A 20,838-nucleotide genomic window follows, 5' to 3' on the forward strand; every position below is an offset into this window, starting at 1 on the left:
CCCTATCTAAATTTGGTCTCCACTAAAACTGCTTTCATAAATCGATTCGATAATCTGTGAGACTTTTAACGCCTGTTCTGGTTTTACCAGCACTTCCGACAGTCCGAGGCAGCTGTTCACAAATGCTTCAGCCTGAGGAACACCCGGATCTTCCTCACCAGGCAGCCAGTACGGTTCACTGTTCAGCAGCATGCCGTTCTTCTCCTGGTTTACTTCAAGCGGAAAAACATCCAATCCCCCGTTCGTTCCGGAAATACTGACCGATTCGATATCTTCTTTTACATTGGCAGCCCATGATGTTTCAAATAATAACGAACTTCCATTGTCAAATTTAATGTAGGCGGTTGCATGATCATCAACATCAAATGTGGAATGATCAACTTCTCCCCATTCATTCACAAGCCCCGGCGTTTTACTTAAATCATTGTATGTTGTTCCGGTAATCTCGACGGGATCAGGATTCCCCATCAGCCACATGGCCAAGTCGAGAAAATGACATCCATAATCGATTAAACTGCCGCCGCCCTGGAGTGATTTGTTGGTGAACACACCCCAGCCTGGTACTTTTCGTCTCCGCAACGCTTGTATCCTGGCGACGATTGGTTTGCCGATTTCGCCCGCATCAACAATTGCTTTTGCAGCCCGGGGTTCCTGCATAAACCGATAATGATAGCCTATCGTTAACACGTTGCCAGTTTTATCAGCAGTCTCCATCATTTGACGGCATTCATCAACGGTTATCGCCATTGGCTTTTCGCAAAAAACATGGACACCATGCTGCAATGCCGAAATTGCTATTTCGGAATGAAATTTGTTTGGGGTGCAAATAACAACCGCATCCACCTTGCGAAACATATCATGGTATTCCGTAAACACATCCGGAATGGAAAAGCGGTCAGCAATTTGCTGTGCTCGTGTTTCATTGATGTCCTGAACAGCCTGCAATACCACTTTGTCCTGCAGTTTTTGAAAAGCAGGGATATGCCTTCCTACAGCAATTCCGCCTGCCCCGATAATCCCTAACCGCAATTTTTCCATCATCATCTACCACCTTCAATTAAGTTGCACCAATTGCTTCGTTTCACTGGAATCAAGGGCCGCTAAAATAACCTCCAGCGATTTTTTCCCTTCTTCGCCACTGACCGGCACCGGCCTATCCTGTAAAACAGACGAAACAAAATTTTCAATAACATGAGTACTTGTCTGGCCGCCATCGTCATTTGACTGGATTTGACCGAGTTCATACTTTACTATTTCCCCATTTTTGTAATGGACAATAAGCGAGTTAACCGGATCATCCTCCAGCCGTAAAATCGCATTTTCCCCATAAATAATCGTTGAATTATCTTCGCTGGATACATACGACCAGCTGGCGGTTAATGTACCAATGATGCCGCTGTTCGTTTTTAAAATACAGACAGCATTATCGTCCACATCAATATTTTCCTTGGCCGAATTTTCGACAAGTGCACCAACCTCGGAAATCTCTTCACCCAATAAATACCGAATCAAATCGGATTTATGTACACCAAGATCCCCCATCGCACCAATAAAAGCTGACTCTTTCTTGAAAAACCAGCTTCGTTTACCATCAACACTCCAACCTTCAGGACCGCCATGGCCAAATGTGGTCCGGAAACTGTAAATCCTGCCTGCCTCTCCGCTCGCAATCAGTTCCTTGGCTTTTTGATGCGATGGAACGAAGCGCTGATTGTGTGCAATCATCAATTTCTTACCACTTTTTTCAGCGGCATTGATCATTCCCTCTGCTTCTTCACTTGACGTTGCCATCGGTTTTTCACATAGAACATGCTTCCCCGCCTCAAGCGCGGCAATCGATACCGGCGCATGCAGTGCATTTGGCGTACACACGCTTACAGCATCAATCTCTTCATCTTTGAACATTTCATGATAGTCAGCATATGCCACTGCGCCGTACATATTCGCCATTTCCACCGCACGTTCGTTCACCACATCGCAAACAGCTCTGATTTCGACATCCTCTTCTCCAGCATATTCCGGCAGATGACGATTCCTTGCAATACTTCCGCATCCAACAACTGCTACAGTTAACTTACCCATTTTCCCCGTCTCCCTTCAAGTCACTTATTTAATCCTTTACCGAAATTGTTTCAAGCGGTTTGGCATTTCCATACACAGGTGTTGGATTTGCTGAAGGTTTAGCCCACTTTACGGCATTTAACAAGACACGCTGGATTTCCGGATTATGGTACGTCGGGTATGTTTCATGCCCCGGACGGAAATAAAATATTTTTCCTTTGCCGCGTCTGAACGTGCATCCGCTTCTGAAAACCTCTCCGCCTTCAAACCAGCTGATAAACACCAATTCGTCCGGAGCGGGAATATCAAAATGCTCCCCATACATTTCTTCTTTGGAAAGCTCAATATTTTCACCGACCCCTTCTGCAATCGGATGACCGGGATTGCAGACCCATATCCGCTCCCGTTCATCAGCTTCCCGCCATTTCAAGTCACATGATGTTCCCATAAGTGCCCTGAAAATTTTAGAAAGGTGTCCGGAATGAAGCACAATTAACCCCATTCCACTAAGAACACGCTGTTTAATTTTTTCAACTACAGCATCATCCACTTCATCATGTGCAATATGCCCCCACCAAAAGAGGACATCAGTATTGTTTAAAACTTCATCTGTCAATCCATGCTCAGGCTCATCCAAGGTTGCGCCTGATACCTCGTATCCATTTTGTTCGAGGAATCCGGCGATTGCACCATGTATCCCTTTTGGATAGGCCTTTCGTACGTCAGGGTTTTTCTGTTCGTGCCGGTTTTCATTCCATACGGTTACCTTCATATAAAACACTCCAATCTATTATCTATTCTTTTACCGAACCAGATGTAAGTCCGGAGACAATCCGTTTTTGGAAAATCAGTACCATGACCACAAGCGGAATCGTAACTACAACCGTTGCTGCACAAATCTCTGCCCAAGGTATCGAGTATTGTCCCTGGAACATCGAGATCCCAACCGGAACCGTTTTATATGCCTCCGACGTATTAATAGCGAGTGCAAATAAGTATTCATTCCAGGCTGCAACAAACACCAGAATTGCGGTCGTAAATATCCCCGGGACTGCCAGCGGGAAAATAATTCTCCAATACGTTTGCATAAGCGAAGCCCCGTCAATTTTCGCCGACTCTTCCAGGTCATGAGGAATTTTCCGGAAAAACGTAACCATAATCCAGATGGACAGTGGCAGTGTTATCGTTGTATACGGGATAATCAATCCTAAGTAACTATTTGTCAGTCCCAAGTTTTTTAAAATCATATAAATCGGTGACAACGTTGCGATTTGCGGAAACATTGAGACCGAAAGAACCAACCCAAGAATAACCGTTTTTCCACGGAATTCCAAGCGGGCAATCGCATATGCCGCAAACGATGCTGTAAATACGGTATAAATCGTTGTAATCGATGAAACAATGAAACTGTTTTTCATATACGTTAAAAATGGGTGATCAAAAAAGACAGATTTATAGCTTTTCAGTGACGGATTATTTGCAAACCAATCGAACGCTTTTTCGCCGAACAAGGCTGATGGAGGCTTGATCGAGCTTAAAAACACCCATAGAAACGGAAACATGACAACAAAAACAAAAATTGCCAATAGTATATAAAACACCGGTCCTGCTTTTTTCTCCATTATCAACCCTCCTACTTTTTAGACCCTTCCGGCAGTAAATCAGATCCTAGCAATTTGACAAAAATCATCGAAATGATGGCAACGCAGATGAATACGATAATCGCGATAGCGGATCCTGCACCGAACTGCAGTTGCGAGAACATCACCTGGTACGCATAAATCGAAATCGTTTCCGTGGCATTTGCAGGTCCTCCGCCGGTTAATACATAAATCAGGTCAAATACGCGAAATGCATCAAGCGTCCGGAAAAGTAACGCTACCAGAATACTCAATTTCAGCATCGGCAATGTTATCGTAATAAACTGTTTCCATTTCCCAGCCCCGTCAATTGATGCTGCTTCATAAAGAGTTTTCGGGATTACCTGCAGCCCGCCCAGCAGAAGCAACGCAATGTATGGGGTGGTTTTCCACACATCTGACAGAATAACGGCAAACATACCGCCAAGTTCCGTCGATAACAGTGATCCCATCGAATCAATCAATCCAATATCATGAAACAATTTGGCAATAATTCCATTCTGGCCATCATACAAAAACTTCCACATCATTGCTGACACTGCAGTCGGGATAGCCCATGGAATTAAAACTGTAGCACGAATGATTCCCCGTCCAAAGAATGCTTTGTTAATTAACAGTGCGACTGCCAACCCGAGAACAAATTCAAAGAAAACGGAAATAATTGTAAATACGAACGTATTTCCAAGGGATGCCCACATACGGTCATTTTGGAGCAGATTTGCATAGTGACCAAAACCGATAAAGTTCGGTTCAATGATGACACCCGTCATTCCGGATGCAAGCCCTGTTAGTTCTTTTGGATTTGATAATGATCCTTTTTCCTCAAGTGCTTTTAGTTCTTCATTGATGTGCTGGATTGTCCCCGTAAATTCTTCGGCAGTTTCATCGGTTATTTCCACCATGCTTAAATCTGACGGAGGTGTTTTAAAATTATTCAGCATCTTATTTACTTTGCCGTACACGTCGCCGGCATCTTCACGGATCTTTGAATCCAATTGATTTAAATTCGCATGAATATCTGTCAATTTGTTCTTCACAGCCCCATCTGCCTGCTTCATTTCACCTTCAAGATCACCTTCCAAAAATGGATAGTAATTAAGGTACTCCTCTATATTGATACTATAATTCAAATGAACCGACGATTTGGTGGGATCATTAAGCCTCAAATCAAACAGGCTGAAATAAAAGGACTGCAAAACGGGATAAATTGCAATAATCAAGATTAACAGAATGGACGGAGCCACCAGCCAGTAAGCTGCTCTCTTTTCAGATTGTTTCAACTTACTTTTTTTTGGTTTCTTTTGTTGATCTGCCATACGTACACCTCTTTTCGCCTTAAAAGCACATTAGCCTTCAGATTGGTTGAAGGCTAATGCTTTTAAGTTTTATTTCAACGCGGCTTTCAGTTCTTTTTCCATGTTTTTCACAGCTTGCTCAACCGATACCTGACCGGCAATTGCTTTTGACACTGAAACCTGAATGATTTCTGAGATTTCCTGATAATTCGGTGCGACAGGACGTGATACCGCAGCATCCAACCCTTTTACAAATTCCTCATTTTTGAAAAACGGATTAGCCTCCAGTACCTCACTGTCTTCAAACAAAGGGGTATAGCTTGGTGCCTTACCACCCTCGATTGCCATGATTTTCTGCCCCTCAGGCCCCGTCAAATATTTCAAAAATTCCCAGGAAGCCTGTTTATGTTCGGAATATTTGTTAATTGCAGCCATCCACCCGCCTAGTGCTGCTGCTGATTTTTCATCACCTGCCGGCAGAGGTGCAACTCCGACTTTTCCAGCAATCTCGGATTTTTCCTTATTGTTGGCAAGCGCCCACTGATATGGCCAGTTCCGAATAAACACGGATTCTCCCTCAATAAAGGCGGTTTCAGATTCTACTTCGGTAAACGTCGTAATATTACCCGGAACATAATCGGCATTTGCGATTTCAACAAGTTTCTTAATACCTTGAATGGTATCATCACTATTAATCACAACTTCACCTTTTTCATTGAGAATCTGACCGCCGTACGATGCAACGTACTCAACAACGTTCGTAACCAAGCCTTCATATTGCTTCGCCTGGAAAACATATCCGAAGTCTGTACCCTTTTTGCCCTGTAGTTTTTTAGCCTGAGCCGTCAGTTCATCCCATGTCTTTGGAACTTGATCCACGAGATCCTTCCGGTAGAAAAGCAACCCAGCATCCACATACCTCGGCATTGCCCACTGCTTACCATTAAACTGCGCCGCACTTAATGCGCCTTGGTTATATTTGCTCAAATCAACATTATCTTTTTGAATAAACCGGTCAAGCGGGAGGGTGTAACCTGCCTGTGCAAATTCCGCCGGCCAGACAACATCGATATCAAACACATCAATCTCTGACGACTTCGCATTCAGCATCGTGACATATGCATCGTGCTGCTTCCCGCTGTCTGCAGGCATTTCACGCAGCTCAACCTCAATGTTCTCGTGACTCTTGTTGAATGAATCAACAATCTTTTGCGTGGCTCCGGTCGTATCCCGGCCTCTTGCATAAACAAGCTTCACTTTTTCCTGACTTGACCCGTCTTTGGCCTGCTCTCCGTCATTTGCATTTCCTTCACTCTCCCCGCCTGACCCTGAGCTGCACGCTGCAAGTGCACACATGAGAATCAGCAGGAATGCCAATATTGTTAAACTTTTTATTAGCTTCATAATTCTTCCTCCCCATCGTTTTTTAAACTGAACCTCGCTCGACCAAGTGAAGCGGCAGTAACGTCAATTGTTCGTCCATCCTTCCTTTGCCATGCAGTAAATCGATCATAACTTCCATCGACCGTTTGCCAATTTGGTCGACAGGCTGATGGATTGTCGTTAACCCCGGTGTAACCAGACCGGCAATTTGCTGGTCATCAAAACCCATTACAGCCAGTTCATCCGGGATTTTCACATCCAAACGTCCAGCTTCACTAATTATTCCGGCTGCTACTTCATCACTTCCGGTAAATACTGCATTAGGGCGATTTTCCATTTCAATGATTTCCCTTAAAACTCGTCTGCCGTCTTCCACCAATGAAACACCAGTGAACGTCCACTCCTCGCTGAATGGAAGCCCGGCTTCATCCAATGCATGATAAAAACCTCTTTGTCTGTCCGTTACCAGGCCAGATAAATTGTTCCCCCGGCATTTGGCAATTTTATTATACCCTTTGTCTATGAGATATTTTGTTCCAATGTAAGCGCCCTCAAATTGATTTAAGCGAACAGTCGGAACCTGTGCCCTGTCATCATATTCATTGCAAAAAATGATTGGAGCAAAATTTGTGTAATCGTTTACTTCATTCCAATCATTCTCCAAAGAGGCTAAAATCACACCATCAATCTGCTTTGTCTTGACAAGATCCAGATACACCAGTTCCCGCTTTTTATCATACATCGTCTGACATACCACCAGCTGCAGCCCATTATCAGCAGCTATATTTTCCATAACTTCCACCATTTTGCTGAAAAACGGATTTGAGATACGCGGAATCAATACTGCTATCGTCTGTGTCGTTTGCTTCCGCAGCCGCTGGGCAGTCGAATTGGGAACATATAACAATTCTTCCATCGCTTTGTGAACCAATGCTTTCTTGTTTTCAGCAACATATGGATGATTGTTGAGTACCCTGGATACGGTTGTTTTTGAAACTCCTGCCAGTTTTGCAACGTCCTCAATAGTCGACATATTTACGCTAATGAATACCCCCTTCAGATTTTTTAAATATATGAAATCGATTTCATTAAAGACCTAAATAAAAACGATTACGTTGATGAATATGAAATCGATTTCACAAACATTATATATCAAACTCAGGCAGAGTTCAATATGTATTTTTAAATTTTCATAATTAGGTGAATTTACTGTTTTAACTTAACGCGCTTTCACAGTACATCATTAAAAATAAAATCTTACTGCTAAAAAGCACAGAAACCAGGGGCCCTGTGCTTTTCCGGATTATTTTTTAATCGGTATCCAAATCTCACTATAGTAATCTTTCGACCATGGATTGTTCCCTCCTCTCATCAATCAGTCTACCAACCATGTTTCAGTCAATCCTGTTCATCCGTGCTCGATTGTGACCGGTACTTTTTGCGGTGGATAATGTTTTGCTCTTTGCGGTCGATGTTTCCCTGCTGCGGTTGATGTTTCCCTCTTTGCGGTCGATGTTTCCCTCTTTGCGGTTGATGTTCCGCTGCTGCGGTCGATGTTTCCCTCTTTGCGGTTGATGTTTCCCTGCTGCGGTCGATGTTTCCCTCTTTGCGGTTGATGTTTCCCTCTTTGCGGTTGATGTTTCCCTGCTGCGGTCGATGTTTCCCTCTTTGCGGTTGATGTTTCCCTGCTGCGGTCGATGTTTCCCTCTTTGCGGTTGATGTTTCCCTCTTTGCGGTTGATGTTTCCCTCTTTGCGGTTGATGTTCTGCTCCCAGCGGTTGATGTCTCCACCACAGCGGTTCATGTTCTGCTTTAATCCTAACCTATCCTTCCATAAAAAATTCCCTCCGCTAAAATTGATCCAAATCACAATTCTGTACGTTTACTATACATGTTCATCCGGTATAGTGTGTGGTATGCTAATGAATATTCCGGTTTGAAGGAGAATGTTATGCAAAATACGGACAATGAATTATTTTATCGCATACAGAATAATGACGAGAAAGCGTTGGAGCAAATGTATGATCGTTATGAAAAGCTGTTATTCTCCTTTTCCTATCGAATGACGAACAATAAATTTCTTGCAGAAGAAGCTGTACAGGATGTGTTTACTAAAATATGGACAAAAAAAGCTTATTACGACGATGGGAAAGGAAAATTTTCATCCTGGATTTTAACCGTTACCAGAAATGCGTGTATTGACCTGGTTCGAAAACAGAAAGAAACTCCATATGAATTAGAAGAACGGGATTCCATGCATGCCCAGGACCCTACCCCGGAAGAATCCATCGTATGGAACGAATGCAGCGAAGTAATCCGGGAATGTATCGAACAACTGAAACAAGAACAGCAGGAAATTATTGAGCTGTTTTATTTTAAAAGCATGTCACAGTCCAATATCGCGAAAGCATGCAATTTACCACTTGGCACCGTTAAAGGAAGGGTGAGGCTGGCACTGAAACATTTAAATCAAATCCTTTCATCCAGAAAAGAGAGGGGGGTTCATGATGACGTCTAAACACTGCGATCAACTGATTGATTATTTTAATAAACAACTAACACCTGAACAGGAAAAGGAATATGAGGCGCATTTAGCAGAATGTGCGGATTGTCAGGAAGAATTGACGGAATTACAGCAGTTGACGAATGAACTTCCATACAGCAGTGAACCAGTGGAACCCCCGGCAGGGATGAAACAACGCGTTCTTTCCAATGTATTGAATGAAGCAAAACCTGTTGAAAAGGCGCGGGAAAATATTACGCCACTTCCATCAAAAAGAAAAACATTACCACCAAACCGGAACAAATGGCTGAAACCTGCCATGGTCGCTCTGTTGACGGTATCACTTGTTGGGAATGGCGCTGCAGCCGTCTATATATCAACCCAAAATAATGAACAGGAACCTGAACCCGACAACACGATAAACCTGGAAAATGTGCAGGCCATGATGGCACTGCAGCCGTCAGAAGGCTTTAATGGTCAGGCAACTGCGATGATGGTCAACCAAAATGACGGATTAAACCTGATTCTGCAAGCCAACGATTTGCCGCAGCTTGAAGGGAAGGAAACATATCAGGTATGGGTACTCGATGAGGGCAAACCATACCGGGCAGGAAATTTTGCCCCCGATCATGATGGGTCCGGAAGTGTTTTCCATGTTATTGACTATCAAGGCGAGCATAATTGGGATACCATTGCCATTACGAAAGAACCGGACGCACACAGTCAGAAACCGCATGGGGATATTTTAATGAGCTCTCCATTATAAAATTTTTAAATCCGGAATGCGCGCTTGATCGTGCATCCCGGATTTTTTTAATTTTTTTCAAAAGAAAGTGATCCAATTTGAAAATTGCTCCGTTAGCCTAGTAGAAATTAAAAAAAGGAGTGGAATTTTCATGAATTGGAAAAAAGCAGCAGTAACGGTACCACTAAGTGCAGCATTATTATTTTCAGCAAATGGAGGTCTGGTAAACGCGGAAACCATGGATAATCAGTCATCTGTTGATACAGCAGCGGTCGACTTACGGGCAAACCTGGGACACCTGTTGAGTGAACATGCGTTTTTGGCAATTGAAGCAATGCGCAATGGAGCAGCTGGAACAGAAGATTTCAAAGCGTCTGTCTCCGCACTGAAATCAAACACGAAAGATTTAAGCAATGCCATTGCATCTGTGTATGGTGATGAAGCAGGCAAAGCATTCCAAAAAATGTGGTCCGAACATATCGGATATTTCGTTGATTACGTCAATGCAACTGCAGAGGGTGATAAACAAGCGAAGCAAAAAGCGTTGGATGAACTTTCCCAGTATCGGAAAGACTTCTCCCAGTTTCTTGAAAAAGCAACTGGTAAACGTTTGGAAGCTGGATCATTGGCAGAAAGTCTGCAAATTCATGTGAATCAATTAATTGGAGCATTTGACAGCTATGTAGCTGAAAATTATCAAAAAGCTTACCAGCATGAACGCGAAGCAATCGCCCACATGCATATGGTGGCAAAAGGGTTGTCATCAGCGATTGTGGATCAGTTTCCGGACAAATTTAACAACACAATGGCAGTAACACCGGCTGGCGATTTGCGTGCCACTTTGAGCAAGCTGCTTTCCGAACATGCCGGTCTGGCGACAATCGCCATGCAAAATGGTATTCAAGGCGCACCCGATTTCAAAGCATCAACGAAAGCATTAAGCGGCAACACAGATGACTTGGCAAGCGCGATTGCATCGGTATATGGTAAAGAAGCAGGTAAAGCATTTGATAAAATGTGGTCCGAACACATTGGCTACTTTGTCGACTATGTCAATGCAACTGCCAAAGAGAACGAACAGGTTAAACAAAAAGCGTTGGATAACCTGAAAATGTATAAAGAAGATTTTTCCGCCTTTATCGAAAAAGCAACAGGCGGCAATGTGAAGGCATCCGTTCTTGCTAAAGGGTTGCAGAAACATGTCAACCAGCTGATCGGCTCGTTTGAAAGCTATGTGGAAGGTTCATATAACGAAGCATTCACCCAAGCACGTGATTCCTATGGCCATATGTACGGAGCAGCCAAATTGCTGTCATCTGGAATTGTAAGCCAAAACCCGGAAAAGTTTGCATCCGAAATGCCTTCCGAAATGCCAAACACTGGACTGGGCATGCCGGCTGATCAGAACAACGACATGATGTGGATGTGGATTCTTGGTGCAGGACTGTTCGCATTGATTGGTTTAACTGCAGTATCAAAATATAAAACTGCTAACAATGATAAGTAGTAACCATTCCCTAATGACGGGAGGATGTGCCATGCGAACTTTACTCAGTATTCTGGTACTGTCACTGATAATCATCACCGGATGCGGTCAATCACAAAGCACAGACTCCGGTCAGGATGCTGCCAATGATTCGAATGAAGAGACCCGTACTGTGCAGAAAACCAATGACCAAAAGACTTCCGGGAGCAAAATAAGCAATACAAATAACAAATTAAATACAGCTTCATCAGGGATTGATACAACCAAAAAACAACACGGAATCGTTCCTGATACCATCAAGATTCCCGCCATTGATGTGGAATCAGAGGTGGAAAAAGTCGGTCTGATGAAAAACGGACAAATGGCGGTGCCGGAAAATTTCCGGATTACCGGCTGGTATGATCTCGGTCCCAAACCAGGAGAACGCGGCAGTGCTGTAATCGCAGGACATGTAGACGACAAAACTGGGCCAGGCGTGTTCTTCAACCTGAAAGATTTACAAAAAGGCGACGAAGTGAAAATCATGAACAAGGATGGCAAACAACTCGTTTTTGAAGTTGTCGGCAAGGAAATCTTTCCGATGGATGATGCCCCTGTCAAGCAGATATTCGGGTATACTTCGAGACAAATGCTGAATCTTGTAACATGCACAGGTCCATTTGACAGATCAAAGGGTGGTCATATAAACCGATTAGTCGTTTACACGGAACTGCAAACAGATAAATAATCCATCAGTCACTGCCCTGAAGCTAATCCCGTATCACAATTTATGTGGTACGGGATTAGTTTTGTCTTATTCTGTTTGGCCAATATAATAAATCGCCTGTTCCGCCTCAAACCGTATGACCTTTTTCTCAAACTTCATCCCTGCCCTTTCCAGTAATCTGCAGGAAGGAGTATTGGCTGTTTGTGTTTCAGCAACAAGCCTGGAAAGGTTCAATTCATCAAACGCAAACTGAATGATGGATTGAACAGCTTCCGTTGCATATCCCCTTCCCCACCAATCAGGCAGGAGCTGATAGGAAAGTTCAACCTCATTGCTGTCATGATGCAGCCCGATTGAAATCAATCCAATGAATTGATCCGTCTGCTTTTCTCTTATAGTCCAATGCAGATCATTTGAATCGGAAAGCATATCTTCAAACAACGCAGTAATTGTATCATCCTGACGCACACCACCGAGATATTCTCTCACTTTTTCATTTTTATAAAGTCGTTTTACATCAGGCAAATCCGACTTCTGGACATTTCTGAAGTGGCATCTAGTCGTTTCAAGCAAATTAATCCCCCCTTACACTGCTGTTATGCATCCCTTTGTTACTGTTTCAACATTAAGTACGATTTTCCTTTAAAGGTAATCGCTTATTATTAACATAATCACCAAATTAAAGTACGGCCACTCCCATCGAAGCAGCCGCATTCCATTTCCATTATTTAAGACTGATCTCAATGCTTTCTGTTCCGAAAAATCCGGTCTGACAATGCAGGACAGCATTTTTCAGTTTGAAATCTTTCGGTACTTCAAACGCAACTTTACCCGATTTGCTCAGCCCTGGATTGATTTGGGTCAGGAAGAATTCGCTGGCAACATTACCCATCGCCATTAATACTTGACCATCTGTGACCGCTTCGTATGTTGTACCATCCGATGTCTTTATTTCAAAGTAGCCGGAATTAATCGTTAACGGTTCCTTTTGGCCGTTTTTCACCGTCACATCCATAAGAACAAATTTGCCGCTTGTTTTAGCATCTTCAGTAAACTGATTTCCACTTTCAATCACACTGGTCGTTTTGACATTTTTAACAGTGAACCCAACATCTGCAATGGTCGCTGTCTCACCTATCCCTGCCTTCTTCACTTTGGATGCTTTTTCTTCTTTTTCAGCACCACTTTCAGCTGACTGTTCCTGATTCGATTGATCACTTTCTCCTGAAGCAGTATCCGAGGATCCATCTCCGCCGGAAAAAAGACTAATAATAATTACTAAAACAACAACTGCACCAATCGCAGTCAGGCATCCGGTAAATAATTTTTTCATCATTAATACCCCCAATTAAGAATGTAACTTCATATTATCAGTTGGGGTATGCAAAAATATGAATACCTGGTTCCTCATAACCAATTCACAATCCAAGAAAGTTATGTTACAATCGAACAAACGTTCCGTAAAGAAGGTGATATATATGATTAATGACCGTGGTTCAAAAAAATGGATTGGTTCAACGATGATGATTCCTGAACATGTCCAGATGCTGAGGGAAATTTTTGCTGAGATGGAATTTAAGAAAAAACCCCTCATTGATGAGCAGCAGCGTGAAGAAATCGATATGAAGCTGCAATGCGCCATCCATAACGATCTTCCTGTTGAAATCGTATATTTCGCTGAACATGATTTTGCAGTAACAAAGGGAAAAGTCAGCGAAATTAATATGGAGAAGAAAAGCTTATATCTAAAGCACTCTGCAACAAATAACATCACTTTTGACAGTATTTTGGAAGTAACCGTCCTGTGAATTCAGGGCGATTGCCTCGATCATTTTGCTGATGTAGCTTTAATAAGTAAAAAATGCGGATTGGTCATGAGATACTGATAGGATTTAGCAGCCATTTCCTTCATGTCTGGTTGAGGAGTCGGTTCAATCAGCTGATCCAGCGTAAAAAAACGCACCGTCTCCCCTACTATATCCTGCATCGGCCGGCGGAAAAAACTGACATCAATCGTGATGTTCGGCTTTTCCCATCTGTCCGTCAAAAGCTGTGTTTCAAAATAATCCTTGCATTGGAATCTCGAAAAATCCATGAACGGATGATGAACAGAAAACAGCAATACGCCACCTGTTTTCAAAACGCGGTTAAATTCCCTGAATGCCGCCTCCCAATCCCGCAAATAGTGCAGTGTTAATGAACTGACGATGACATCAAAGGAATCATCCTCAAAGGGCAATGTCTCCTGCAAGTCATGACAAAGAATGGTCGCCCTGTCACCCAGTCGTTTCCGGGCTTCTTTGACCATTTCCGAACTCACATCAATTCCGGTAACTTCTGCACCCCGCTCCACCAATCGTGCAAGGTACCACCCTGCCGAACATCCGGCATCAAGCACCTTTTTCCCAGATAAATCCTCGGGAAGTGCAGCCATCATTGCCGGCCGCTCGTAGTATGCGTTATATGGACTCATTTCATCAATATCGTTCTGATACGTACCGGCCAATTTGTCATATGTATGTTTTGTTGAATTCTCCAATTAACTCACCTCCCACACAAAATGATATATGATTATTTTACCATAACAGCACGGAGGACGAACTCAAATCAGTCCCGGGAACGATACACAAACAATCAAATTACTATATAATAACCATTACAGATACATACTTGGGAGGAATCAAAATGAAGAACACGATGAATCAAACATGGAATCTGGAATCATTGTACCCGGGCGGTAAAGATTCCGAGTCATTACATAAACGAATCGCTCAGTTAAAAAGCCAGATCAAATCATTCCCGCTCGAAATAGATACTGCAGAGCCTTCAGACATAGAAGATATTGTCCATATTTTGCGCGAGCTCCAAACATTTTCAGCAATGGCCGAGGAACTGGACGACTATGTTTATTGCCTGTATGCAGTCCACGTGAATGACCCGGATGTTGGTAATTTAATGGAGGAAAGCGGCAAAATTCAGGCCGATTTTGAGACTATCCGACTTGATATGGATCAACTGCTTGCAGAAATGTCGGAAGCTGAGTGGACTGCACTTCTAAAAAATGAAGAAGTTCAGGAATATCAATTCCATTTACAGGAGCGGAAACGCAGGTTGAGTGACAAACTTCCAGCAAAAATGGAAAAACTGATTAACCAACTTTCGATAAACGGATTTGCCGGCTGGGAAGATTATTATGAACAAGTAATGGGCAATCTCCGGATCCCGCTGGAAAAAGACGGTCAAACAGAAGAACTGTCTGTTGAGCAAGCTTTCAGCAACGCCATGTTCGCCGAAGACCGCACATTACGAAAAAACTCGGCCCACGCACTCGTGAACGTTTGTGAAGCGAATGCTGAAACATTTAAAACCGTTCTAAACCGGATCAGCGGGTACCGGCTTGATACGTACAATCTCCGCGGATGGAACAACCTGTTAAAAGAAGCGCTCGACGAAAACCGCATTGACGAACAATCGATACAGGCAATGCTGATGGCCATCAAGGAAAACAGTGATGCTGCACAAACGTATTACAAACGGAAAGCTGCCGTAATGGGACTTGATAAGCTAAGCTGGTATGATACGGACGCTCCAGCATTTTCAAGCAACAAAACGATTTCGTATGATGAAGCGGCGGACATCATTATTACTCGGTTCCATTCCTTTAGTGAAAAACTGGGAGATTTTGCGGAAAAAGCATTCCGGGAAGGCTGGATTGAATCGGAAGACCGGAAAGGCAAAATGCAAGGTGGATTCTGTGCAAATATGACGTACTCCAACGAGAGCCGGATTTTCCTGACATTCAGAGGAACCTATCAGGATGTCGTCACAATCGCACATGAACTCGGGCATGCATATCACAATCATATTTTGCATAACGAACCGGAATTTGCCAGTCAAGTCAGCACCAGTGTTGCCGAGACAGCATCCACCTTCATGGAAAACCTGGTACTCGATGCTGCAATTGATCATGCGGAAAGTGAAACGGATCAACTTTCTTTACTTGAACTGAAAATTATTAACGGCCTGAAATACCAAGTAACTGTTCCTGCCATGTTTCGTTTTGAGCAAAAACTTTACGAAAAAAGAAAACAGGGCCTGCTGACAGCTGGGGAAATCTCCAGCTTAATGGAGAACGAATTTTCACAGGTATATGGTGATGCACTTGATGAAGTCAATCCATTTGAATGGGTTACCGTCCCCCATCTTTATGATACCGAGCAGGCATTTTACAATTTCCCATATACTGTCGGCTACCTGTTCAGCAATGGTATTTACGCACTGGCACAAGAGCAAGGCAGCCAATTTCCTGACACATATGACGAGATCCTGCGAAACACAGGACGAATGACCGTTGAACAATTAGCGGCGACCTATTTAAGTAAGGATATGAAAGAGAAAGAATTCTGGAATGCAGCACTGCAACCGGTACAGGATGCGATTGAAACGTATCTGCAGTTGACGGAAAAGTATGTCGGCCGCACGTCCATATAATGCTTTTTAACATACAAACAATGACAGCTACCCCACTGACTTCAGGGGTGGTTATCATTGTTACTGTCTTTTTTGTTAACATGTTTACCCCAATAAAAACCTGATTTACCCATAAAATATAATAAACAAGCAGATGACAAAACAACTAAATTGGCATACACAAAACCCATCATCTCACTTCTTTCATACAATGGTGCTTTTAAACTTGTCAAATTATGTTACCATATCAATAACAACGATACGGTAACGGAAGGAATGTTTTACGATGGATATTTTGGGCATTTCACAAGAAAACTTTGTTATTGGCCTGGTCATTGGAGTGGCCCTTTTAACCGCAGCCATAGCAGCCATTGTTGCTGTAATTGAAGCTGGAGACTGATTTTATAATTTGAAGGTTGCTTGTATAGCAATCTTTTTCTTTTTTGAGCGGAGTACATTTGCGATCTTTATAATGAAATCGTATCCCGCACGTTTGAGCTGGGGTTCGCTCGTTTGGGTGCTGACTTTGCACGTTTCAACCGCAGTTCGCACGTTTGTATGCTAACTTTGCACGTTTCAGCTGGAGTTCGCACGTTTGGGCACTGAGTTCGCTCGTTTGAGTGCCGACTTCGCTCGTTTGAGCCTGATTTCGCTCGTTTGAGTGCTGACTTCGCTTTTAGGTGACAACATTACATTCAATCCCCATAACCGCTCTTTTTATACAACTCCTCAGGGGGTAGCTTTGACCACTCTTTAATTGTTGCATTAGGATGACTCTCCGCATATTCCCGGGCAATATGATACCCAGCAACGTAGCCGAAATTCGTTGGAAAGCCCTTTCCCCCTCCGTAAAGTATATTGTGAATTTTTTCTTGGTCTGTGATATGTAATGGATTTTTAATTGTATTCCACAGTTTCTTTTCTTCCTCAGTACTCATATAGTTATATAATGCTGTACTGGTTTGCCCGTATACCAGCGAGGCAAAATATTCCGCTTTGCCCTCAAAGAGGATAGAACCGAGTAAATCCCATTTATAATCTTCACCGAATTTTGCTGTCCAAGTGCTGTGATGATATTCATGAGCAACTGTACTTTTTACTGACGTCTCACTAAAAGATGACGAATAAAAAACTGAAATTTTGCCTTTTCCTACATTTATGCCCGCAAAATGCCCCTTATCCTGAGGCAGCAGACAAACTGTTGTGTCCGGACCCGGAAATTTTTTCGCTGATGTCTTTAAAGCCTCCATGATATATTTTTCGATATTGGAAGCTTTCAATACGCTGTTATTGCTTTTAATCCTGCCCAGATCTTGAGGCAGAGAAAAAGCATAATCGCTTACCAAATGTGAATAGACTCCGCTGAAACATCGATCCTGAATCTGATCCACTACGATATCCTGCCATAGCTCATAGCGCTGACTCTCGCTTGACGAGTCCTCTATCTTTCGTACGTACTGATCCACCAGCTTATAGGCGGAAATCACATGAAAGGTCTGGCCATTTTCGTTTTTTGCAGTTGCCACAAGCTGTTTGTCAGTTTCCTCATTTTGATTGGAACCTTTGTTGTTGGACTGCTGTGCATTTATTTGAGTGTCATCTTTTTCTTTTGAAACAGAATTCTCACACCCCGCCAAAAACACCATCATCGCCAGAAAGATTATCATCATCACTTTTTTCATGAAACTTCCCCTTGCCTTACCTGCTTATACGATTAGACCAAGGTAGATGATTCAAAAAATTTGTACAAAATGTCAAAAAAACTTCATCCCAACCATCAAACATTCCCACTTGCTACTATAAATCGATGGTGTTATTATATACTGGTGACTAAAAAGTTACCATAAGTAAACGTTGAGTCAAAATTGGAGGAACATCATGACACAAAGACATGGGGAACTTTTGGATGCAGCGGTTCAATTGTTTCAACAACATGGTTTTCATGCCACTTCGGTAGCGGATATCACCAAGGCATGTGGTATATCGAAGGGGGCTTTTTATAAACACTTCAGTTCAAAAGAAAGCATGATTTTGGAACTTCTGCAGCGTTATTATGATGACATATTCACGAAGGCGGACCGGTTTGCGGAAGATTTGCAGCAGTCGCCTCTGCTTGTGCTGAAGCGAAAAATCTCAGTTGAACTTGAAAAATCAATTGAATACAGATCTTTTTTTATTGCTTTAGTGACGGACTTTCCACCGTATGAAACAGGGGAAATATCGGAATTCCTGAACCGGATCCGGAAGACACATCATCAATGGCACAGGCAGGCTTTGCTGGAAGCGTTCGGCCCGAAAATTAAAGCCTATGTAAATGATTTGACAATCATCATGGAAGGAATCATTCACAGCTATTTAATGCGCATGACATGGACGGGACCAACATTGCCCCTTGATAGACTTGGGGATTTCATCGCTGAACGTTTGAAAGTGATGGTTGAGCATGACGACGAACTGTCACCGATGCTTCCGGACTTCCCTGACAATGAGTCCAGTATTGCGATCATCGAAAACATGTATCATGATTTGAGCGAATTGTATACAGAGCTGAAGGCAGACACTAAAAAAACACCTTCCATCGAAAAAGATATCCAATCGATTGAATTGCTGATGGAAGAACTCGAACAGAAAACACCGCGGGAATTTTTAGTGGATGCACTGCTCATACAGTTGTATCGACGCTCTTATTTAAAAACGAAATTAACGAAAATAATAACAGTATGGGAAGTATGGAAAGGGGATTTGACATGAGTGATACAGCAACTTCCTGGGATTTACCAGCAAAACAAAAAGCATTAATGATAACCGCTTTATTGACTGGCGCGTTTATGGGGATCATCAATGAAACATTACTGGCTACCGCGCTGCCAACCATTCAGGAGGCATTTGACATCTCGCGTGGTGAAGTGCAATGGATGACCACCGCTTTTCTCATGACAAACGGGATTATGATACCTGTTTCAGCATTTCTGATTGATCGATTTTCAACAAGAGGACTATTTTTAACCGCAATTGGGCTGTTTGGTGTTGGAACTGCGATTTCGGCGATAGCACCTGTTTATCCGGTATTGCTGTTGGGACGCGTTGTACAGGCGTCTGGATCAGGCATTATGCTGCCTCTTTTAATGACGGTGTTGCTGGCGGTCATTTCCGTTGAGCGGCGTGGTACTGCCATGGGGATGATCGGAATCGTCATTGCATTCGGCCCGGCAATTGGCCCAACACTATCAGGATGGCTTTTGGAACATTTTACATGGCGTTCTTTATTCATTACCGTACTGCCGATTGTTGCAGTTACTATGATTATCGCAGCACTATTCTTACGGAATGTGACGGATCTGCGGAAACCTAAAATTGACGTGTTGTCGATTATTTTGTCTTCCATCGGGTTCGGTTCATTTTTGTATGGATTCAGTATTGCATCTGAGAATGGCTGGGGAAGCACAATTGTACTCTCATCAATAGGTGCAGGTGTAATCATCATTGGGTTGTTCATCTGGCGTCAGCTTGTCCTGAAAACACCAATGCTTGAGTTCCGTGTATTTCAATTCCGGATATTCACCTTGGCCATCATTATCACGATGACAGTATTGGTATCATTAATTGGAGCAGAAACATTGCTGCCGCTGTTTATGCAGAACGTATTGCAGTTCTCTCCGCTTAAGTCCGGATTGATGCTGCTGCCGGGAGCTATCGTGATCGGTATTCTGTCACCGATAACCGGTCGGCTATTTGATAAGTTTGGTGCCAAGTGGCTGGCATTAATCGGACTCAGTATTGTAACGGTAACAACATTCATGTTTACGAGATTATCACTCGATACATCATTTACCTATTTAACGATTATCTATGCGATTCGTATGTTCGGTCTGTCCTTTGCCCTAATGCCGGTAATGACATCCGCGTTGAACCAGCTGCCGCCAAAATGGTATGCGCATGGGTCAGCCATGGCCAACACATTGCAGCAAATATCTGCATCCATCGGAACGGCAATCCTGGTGACACTGGTTGCAATGGGAACGAAAAATTTTGTTCCCGAACCGTCTGCCTCACCAGAGCTGGTCGGTATGCAGGCTCAGGTAGTCGGATATGAGTGGGCATTTATGGGCAGTACCATTCTTGCATTCATTGCATTTATTTTGGCACTGTTTCTTCACCCGCCTAAGAAAGAAAAAGAAATTGTCCGGCAGATTCACGGTGAAGATGCCAGTTTAAGATAATGTATGATTGAACTGTCCCATTGAATGGGGCAGTTTTTTGTAAATGACAATTGGGGCAAGGCTGGTGGCTGCTTGATCCGTCTTTATCTGCGGATGCCCCATTTTATCGGCGGCTCCTACGATTTTATCGGCGGGTTCGGCTATTTTATCAGCGGTTCCTACGACTTTATCGGCGGTATTAATCAATTCATCGGCGGCTTTGGCATTTTATTCGGCGCGATGCCCCTGTACCATTTTTCCGCCATATTTCTGGTCAGTACCTTCATATCCCACAAAAAAGCGGCAGAAGATGACTTGGCATCCACCGCCGCATATGATTACTTTTAATA

Annotated in this window: 21 protein-coding genes; 9 read left to right on the plus strand and 12 right to left on the minus strand. The window is 43.1% G+C overall.

Going from position 1 to position 20,838, the window contains the following annotated elements; genetic code table 11:
• Positions 1-6: 6 nt before the first annotated feature.
• The 8 genes from ABD010_RS17535 to ABD010_RS17570 all read right to left on the minus strand — a co-directional run bounded on the left by ABD010_RS17535 (position 7) and on the right by ABD010_RS17570 (position 8,183).
• Positions 7-1,038: a Gfo/Idh/MocA family protein gene (locus ABD010_RS17535; protein ID WP_343816409.1), complete on the minus strand. Its 1,032-nt coding sequence runs from the start codon at positions 1,036-1,038 to the stop codon at positions 7-9.
• Between the two features lie 15 nt (positions 1,039-1,053).
• On the minus strand, positions 1,054-2,082 hold the full coding sequence (locus ABD010_RS17540) for a Gfo/Idh/MocA family protein (protein WP_343816087.1): 1,029 nt from the start codon (positions 2,080-2,082) through the stop codon (positions 1,054-1,056).
• A gap of 28 nt (positions 2,083-2,110) precedes the next feature.
• Positions 2,111-2,833, minus strand: a complete 723-nt coding sequence (locus ABD010_RS17545) for a ThuA domain-containing protein (protein WP_343816090.1) — start codon at positions 2,831-2,833, stop codon at positions 2,111-2,113.
• A gap of 22 nt (positions 2,834-2,855) precedes the next feature.
• Positions 2,856-3,683, minus strand: coding sequence for a carbohydrate ABC transporter permease (locus ABD010_RS17550; RefSeq protein ID WP_343816091.1), 828 nt, complete (start codon positions 3,681-3,683; stop codon positions 2,856-2,858).
• 11 nt (positions 3,684-3,694) lie between these two features.
• The gene (locus tag ABD010_RS17555) at positions 3,695-5,017 is read right to left on the minus strand and encodes an ABC transporter permease subunit (RefSeq protein ID WP_343816093.1); all 1,323 of its coding nucleotides are present in this window, start codon (positions 5,015-5,017) and stop codon (positions 3,695-3,697) included.
• Positions 5,018-5,086: 69 nt separating this feature from the next.
• Entirely contained in the window at positions 5,087-6,400 is a 1,314-nt protein-coding gene (locus tag ABD010_RS17560) for an ABC transporter substrate-binding protein (RefSeq protein ID WP_343816096.1), read from the minus strand.
• Positions 6,401-6,422: 22 nt separating this feature from the next.
• Positions 6,423-7,412 carry a LacI family DNA-binding transcriptional regulator gene (locus tag ABD010_RS17565; RefSeq protein ID WP_343816099.1) on the minus strand — a complete coding sequence of 330 codons (990 nt, stop codon included), beginning with the start codon at positions 7,410-7,412 and terminating at the stop codon, positions 6,423-6,425.
• Positions 7,413-7,787: 375 nt separating this feature from the next.
• The gene (locus ABD010_RS17570) at positions 7,788-8,183 is read right to left on the minus strand and encodes a hypothetical protein (RefSeq protein WP_343816102.1); all 396 of its coding nucleotides are present in this window, start codon (positions 8,181-8,183) and stop codon (positions 7,788-7,790) included.
• 147 nt (positions 8,184-8,330) lie between these two features.
• Between ABD010_RS17570 and ABD010_RS17575 the strand changes: the two genes are divergently transcribed.
• The 4 genes from ABD010_RS17575 to ABD010_RS17590 all read left to right on the plus strand — a co-directional run bounded on the left by ABD010_RS17575 (position 8,331) and on the right by ABD010_RS17590 (position 11,840).
• Positions 8,331-8,897: an RNA polymerase sigma factor gene (locus tag ABD010_RS17575; RefSeq protein WP_343816105.1), complete on the plus strand. Its 567-nt coding sequence runs from the start codon at positions 8,331-8,333 to the stop codon at positions 8,895-8,897.
• A complete protein-coding gene (locus ABD010_RS17580) occupies positions 8,884-9,648 on the plus strand; it encodes an anti-sigma factor (protein WP_343816107.1) in 765 nt (254 codons plus the stop codon). The genes ABD010_RS17575 and ABD010_RS17580 overlap by 14 nt, the downstream gene beginning before the upstream one ends.
• A 130-nt stretch (positions 9,649-9,778) precedes the next feature.
• A complete protein-coding gene (locus ABD010_RS17585) occupies positions 9,779-11,134 on the plus strand; it encodes a copper amine oxidase (protein WP_343816110.1) in 1,356 nt (451 codons plus the stop codon).
• Between the two features lie 31 nt (positions 11,135-11,165).
• Positions 11,166-11,840, plus strand: coding sequence for a class F sortase (locus ABD010_RS17590; protein WP_343816113.1), 675 nt, complete (start codon positions 11,166-11,168; stop codon positions 11,838-11,840).
• 66 nt (positions 11,841-11,906) lie between these two features.
• On the opposite strand, the gene ABD010_RS17595 is transcribed toward ABD010_RS17590, so the two are convergent.
• Together ABD010_RS17595 and ABD010_RS17600 are read right to left on the minus strand one after the other, a co-directional pair.
• On the minus strand, positions 11,907-12,392 hold the full coding sequence (locus tag ABD010_RS17595) for a GNAT family N-acetyltransferase (RefSeq protein WP_343816116.1): 486 nt from the start codon (positions 12,390-12,392) through the stop codon (positions 11,907-11,909).
• A gap of 151 nt (positions 12,393-12,543) precedes the next feature.
• Positions 12,544-13,155: a DUF4352 domain-containing protein gene (locus tag ABD010_RS17600; RefSeq protein WP_343816119.1), complete on the minus strand. Its 612-nt coding sequence runs from the start codon at positions 13,153-13,155 to the stop codon at positions 12,544-12,546.
• A 142-nt stretch (positions 13,156-13,297) separates the two neighbouring features.
• Between ABD010_RS17600 and ABD010_RS17605 the strand changes: the two genes are divergently transcribed.
• Positions 13,298-13,627: a YolD-like family protein gene (locus ABD010_RS17605; RefSeq protein WP_343816122.1), complete on the plus strand. Its 330-nt coding sequence runs from the start codon at positions 13,298-13,300 to the stop codon at positions 13,625-13,627.
• Between the two features lie 20 nt (positions 13,628-13,647).
• Here the strand turns inward: ABD010_RS17605 and ABD010_RS17610 are convergent, their stop codons facing one another.
• Complete coding sequence (locus ABD010_RS17610; RefSeq protein WP_343816125.1) at positions 13,648-14,358, minus strand: class I SAM-dependent methyltransferase; 711 nt, start codon at positions 14,356-14,358, stop codon at positions 13,648-13,650.
• A gap of 146 nt (positions 14,359-14,504) precedes the next feature.
• On the opposite strand from ABD010_RS17610, the gene ABD010_RS17615 reads away from it, so the two are divergent.
• A complete protein-coding gene (locus ABD010_RS17615; protein WP_343816128.1) occupies positions 14,505-16,310 on the plus strand; it encodes a M3 family oligoendopeptidase in 1,806 nt (601 codons plus the stop codon).
• Positions 16,311-16,984: 674 nt separating this feature from the next.
• On the opposite strand, the gene ABD010_RS17620 is transcribed toward ABD010_RS17615, so the two are convergent.
• Positions 16,985-17,971 (minus strand): DUF2268 domain-containing putative Zn-dependent protease, encoded by a 987-nt coding sequence (locus tag ABD010_RS17620; protein WP_343816131.1) that lies wholly within the window; start codon positions 17,969-17,971, stop codon positions 16,985-16,987.
• Between the two features lie 196 nt (positions 17,972-18,167).
• Here ABD010_RS17620 and ABD010_RS17625 point away from each other — a divergent pair, with 196 nt between their 5' ends.
• From ABD010_RS17625 to ABD010_RS17635, 3 genes are read left to right on the plus strand one after another with little or no spacing between them, the layout of a single operon-like run.
• Entirely contained in the window at positions 18,168-19,040 is an 873-nt protein-coding gene (locus tag ABD010_RS17625; protein ID WP_343816134.1) for a TetR/AcrR family transcriptional regulator, read from the plus strand.
• Positions 19,037-20,509, plus strand: a complete 1,473-nt coding sequence (locus ABD010_RS17630) for an MDR family MFS transporter (protein WP_343816137.1) — start codon at positions 19,037-19,039, stop codon at positions 20,507-20,509. The genes ABD010_RS17625 and ABD010_RS17630 overlap by 4 nt, the downstream gene beginning before the upstream one ends.
• Before the next feature lie 24 nt (positions 20,510-20,533).
• Entirely contained in the window at positions 20,534-20,836 is a 303-nt protein-coding gene (locus ABD010_RS17635) for a hypothetical protein (RefSeq protein ID WP_343816140.1), read from the plus strand.
• Positions 20,837-20,838: the final 2 nt, after the last annotated feature.

This window comes from Virgibacillus siamensis (assembly GCF_039522605.1).
Taxonomy (GTDB): domain Bacteria; phylum Bacillota; class Bacilli; order Bacillales; family Amphibacillaceae; genus Lentibacillus; species Lentibacillus siamensis.

Excerpts from the sequence above, each read along its gene's own strand:
- ABD010_RS17535 (WP_343816409.1), bottom strand. The coding sequence starts at position 1,038 with ATGGAAAAATTGCGGTTAGGGATTATCGGGGCAGGCGGAATTGCTGTA.
- ABD010_RS17540 (WP_343816087.1), bottom strand. The coding sequence starts at position 2,082 with ATGGGTAAGTTAACTGTAGCAGTTGTTGGATGCGGAAGTATTGCAAGG.
- ABD010_RS17545 (WP_343816090.1), bottom strand. The coding sequence starts at position 2,833 with ATGAAGGTAACCGTATGGAATGAAAACCGGCACGAACAGAAAAACCCT.
- ABD010_RS17550 (WP_343816091.1), bottom strand. The coding sequence starts at position 3,683 with ATGGAGAAAAAAGCAGGACCGGTGTTTTATATACTATTGGCAATTTTT.
- ABD010_RS17555 (WP_343816093.1), bottom strand. The coding sequence starts at position 5,017 with ATGGCAGATCAACAAAAGAAACCAAAAAAAAGTAAGTTGAAACAATCT.
- ABD010_RS17560 (WP_343816096.1), bottom strand. The coding sequence starts at position 6,400 with ATGAAGCTAATAAAAAGTTTAACAATATTGGCATTCCTGCTGATTCTC.
- ABD010_RS17565 (WP_343816099.1), bottom strand. The coding sequence starts at position 7,412 with ATGTCGACTATTGAGGACGTTGCAAAACTGGCAGGAGTTTCAAAAACA.
- ABD010_RS17570 (WP_343816102.1), bottom strand. The coding sequence starts at position 8,183 with ATGAACCGCTGTGGTGGAGACATCAACCGCTGGGAGCAGAACATCAAC.
- ABD010_RS17575 (WP_343816105.1), top strand. The coding sequence starts at position 8,331 with ATGCAAAATACGGACAATGAATTATTTTATCGCATACAGAATAATGAC.
- ABD010_RS17580 (WP_343816107.1), top strand. The coding sequence starts at position 8,884 with ATGATGACGTCTAAACACTGCGATCAACTGATTGATTATTTTAATAAA.
- ABD010_RS17585 (WP_343816110.1), top strand. The coding sequence starts at position 9,779 with ATGAATTGGAAAAAAGCAGCAGTAACGGTACCACTAAGTGCAGCATTA.
- ABD010_RS17590 (WP_343816113.1), top strand. The coding sequence starts at position 11,166 with ATGCGAACTTTACTCAGTATTCTGGTACTGTCACTGATAATCATCACC.
- ABD010_RS17600 (WP_343816119.1), bottom strand. The coding sequence starts at position 13,155 with ATGATGAAAAAATTATTTACCGGATGCCTGACTGCGATTGGTGCAGTT.
- ABD010_RS17605 (WP_343816122.1), top strand. The coding sequence starts at position 13,298 with ATGATTAATGACCGTGGTTCAAAAAAATGGATTGGTTCAACGATGATG.
- ABD010_RS17615 (WP_343816128.1), top strand. The coding sequence starts at position 14,505 with ATGAAGAACACGATGAATCAAACATGGAATCTGGAATCATTGTACCCG.
- ABD010_RS17620 (WP_343816131.1), bottom strand. The coding sequence starts at position 17,971 with ATGAAAAAAGTGATGATGATAATCTTTCTGGCGATGATGGTGTTTTTG.
- ABD010_RS17625 (WP_343816134.1), top strand. The coding sequence starts at position 18,168 with ATGACACAAAGACATGGGGAACTTTTGGATGCAGCGGTTCAATTGTTT.
- ABD010_RS17630 (WP_343816137.1), top strand. The coding sequence starts at position 19,037 with ATGAGTGATACAGCAACTTCCTGGGATTTACCAGCAAAACAAAAAGCA.
- ABD010_RS17635 (WP_343816140.1), top strand. The coding sequence starts at position 20,534 with ATGGGGCAGTTTTTTGTAAATGACAATTGGGGCAAGGCTGGTGGCTGC.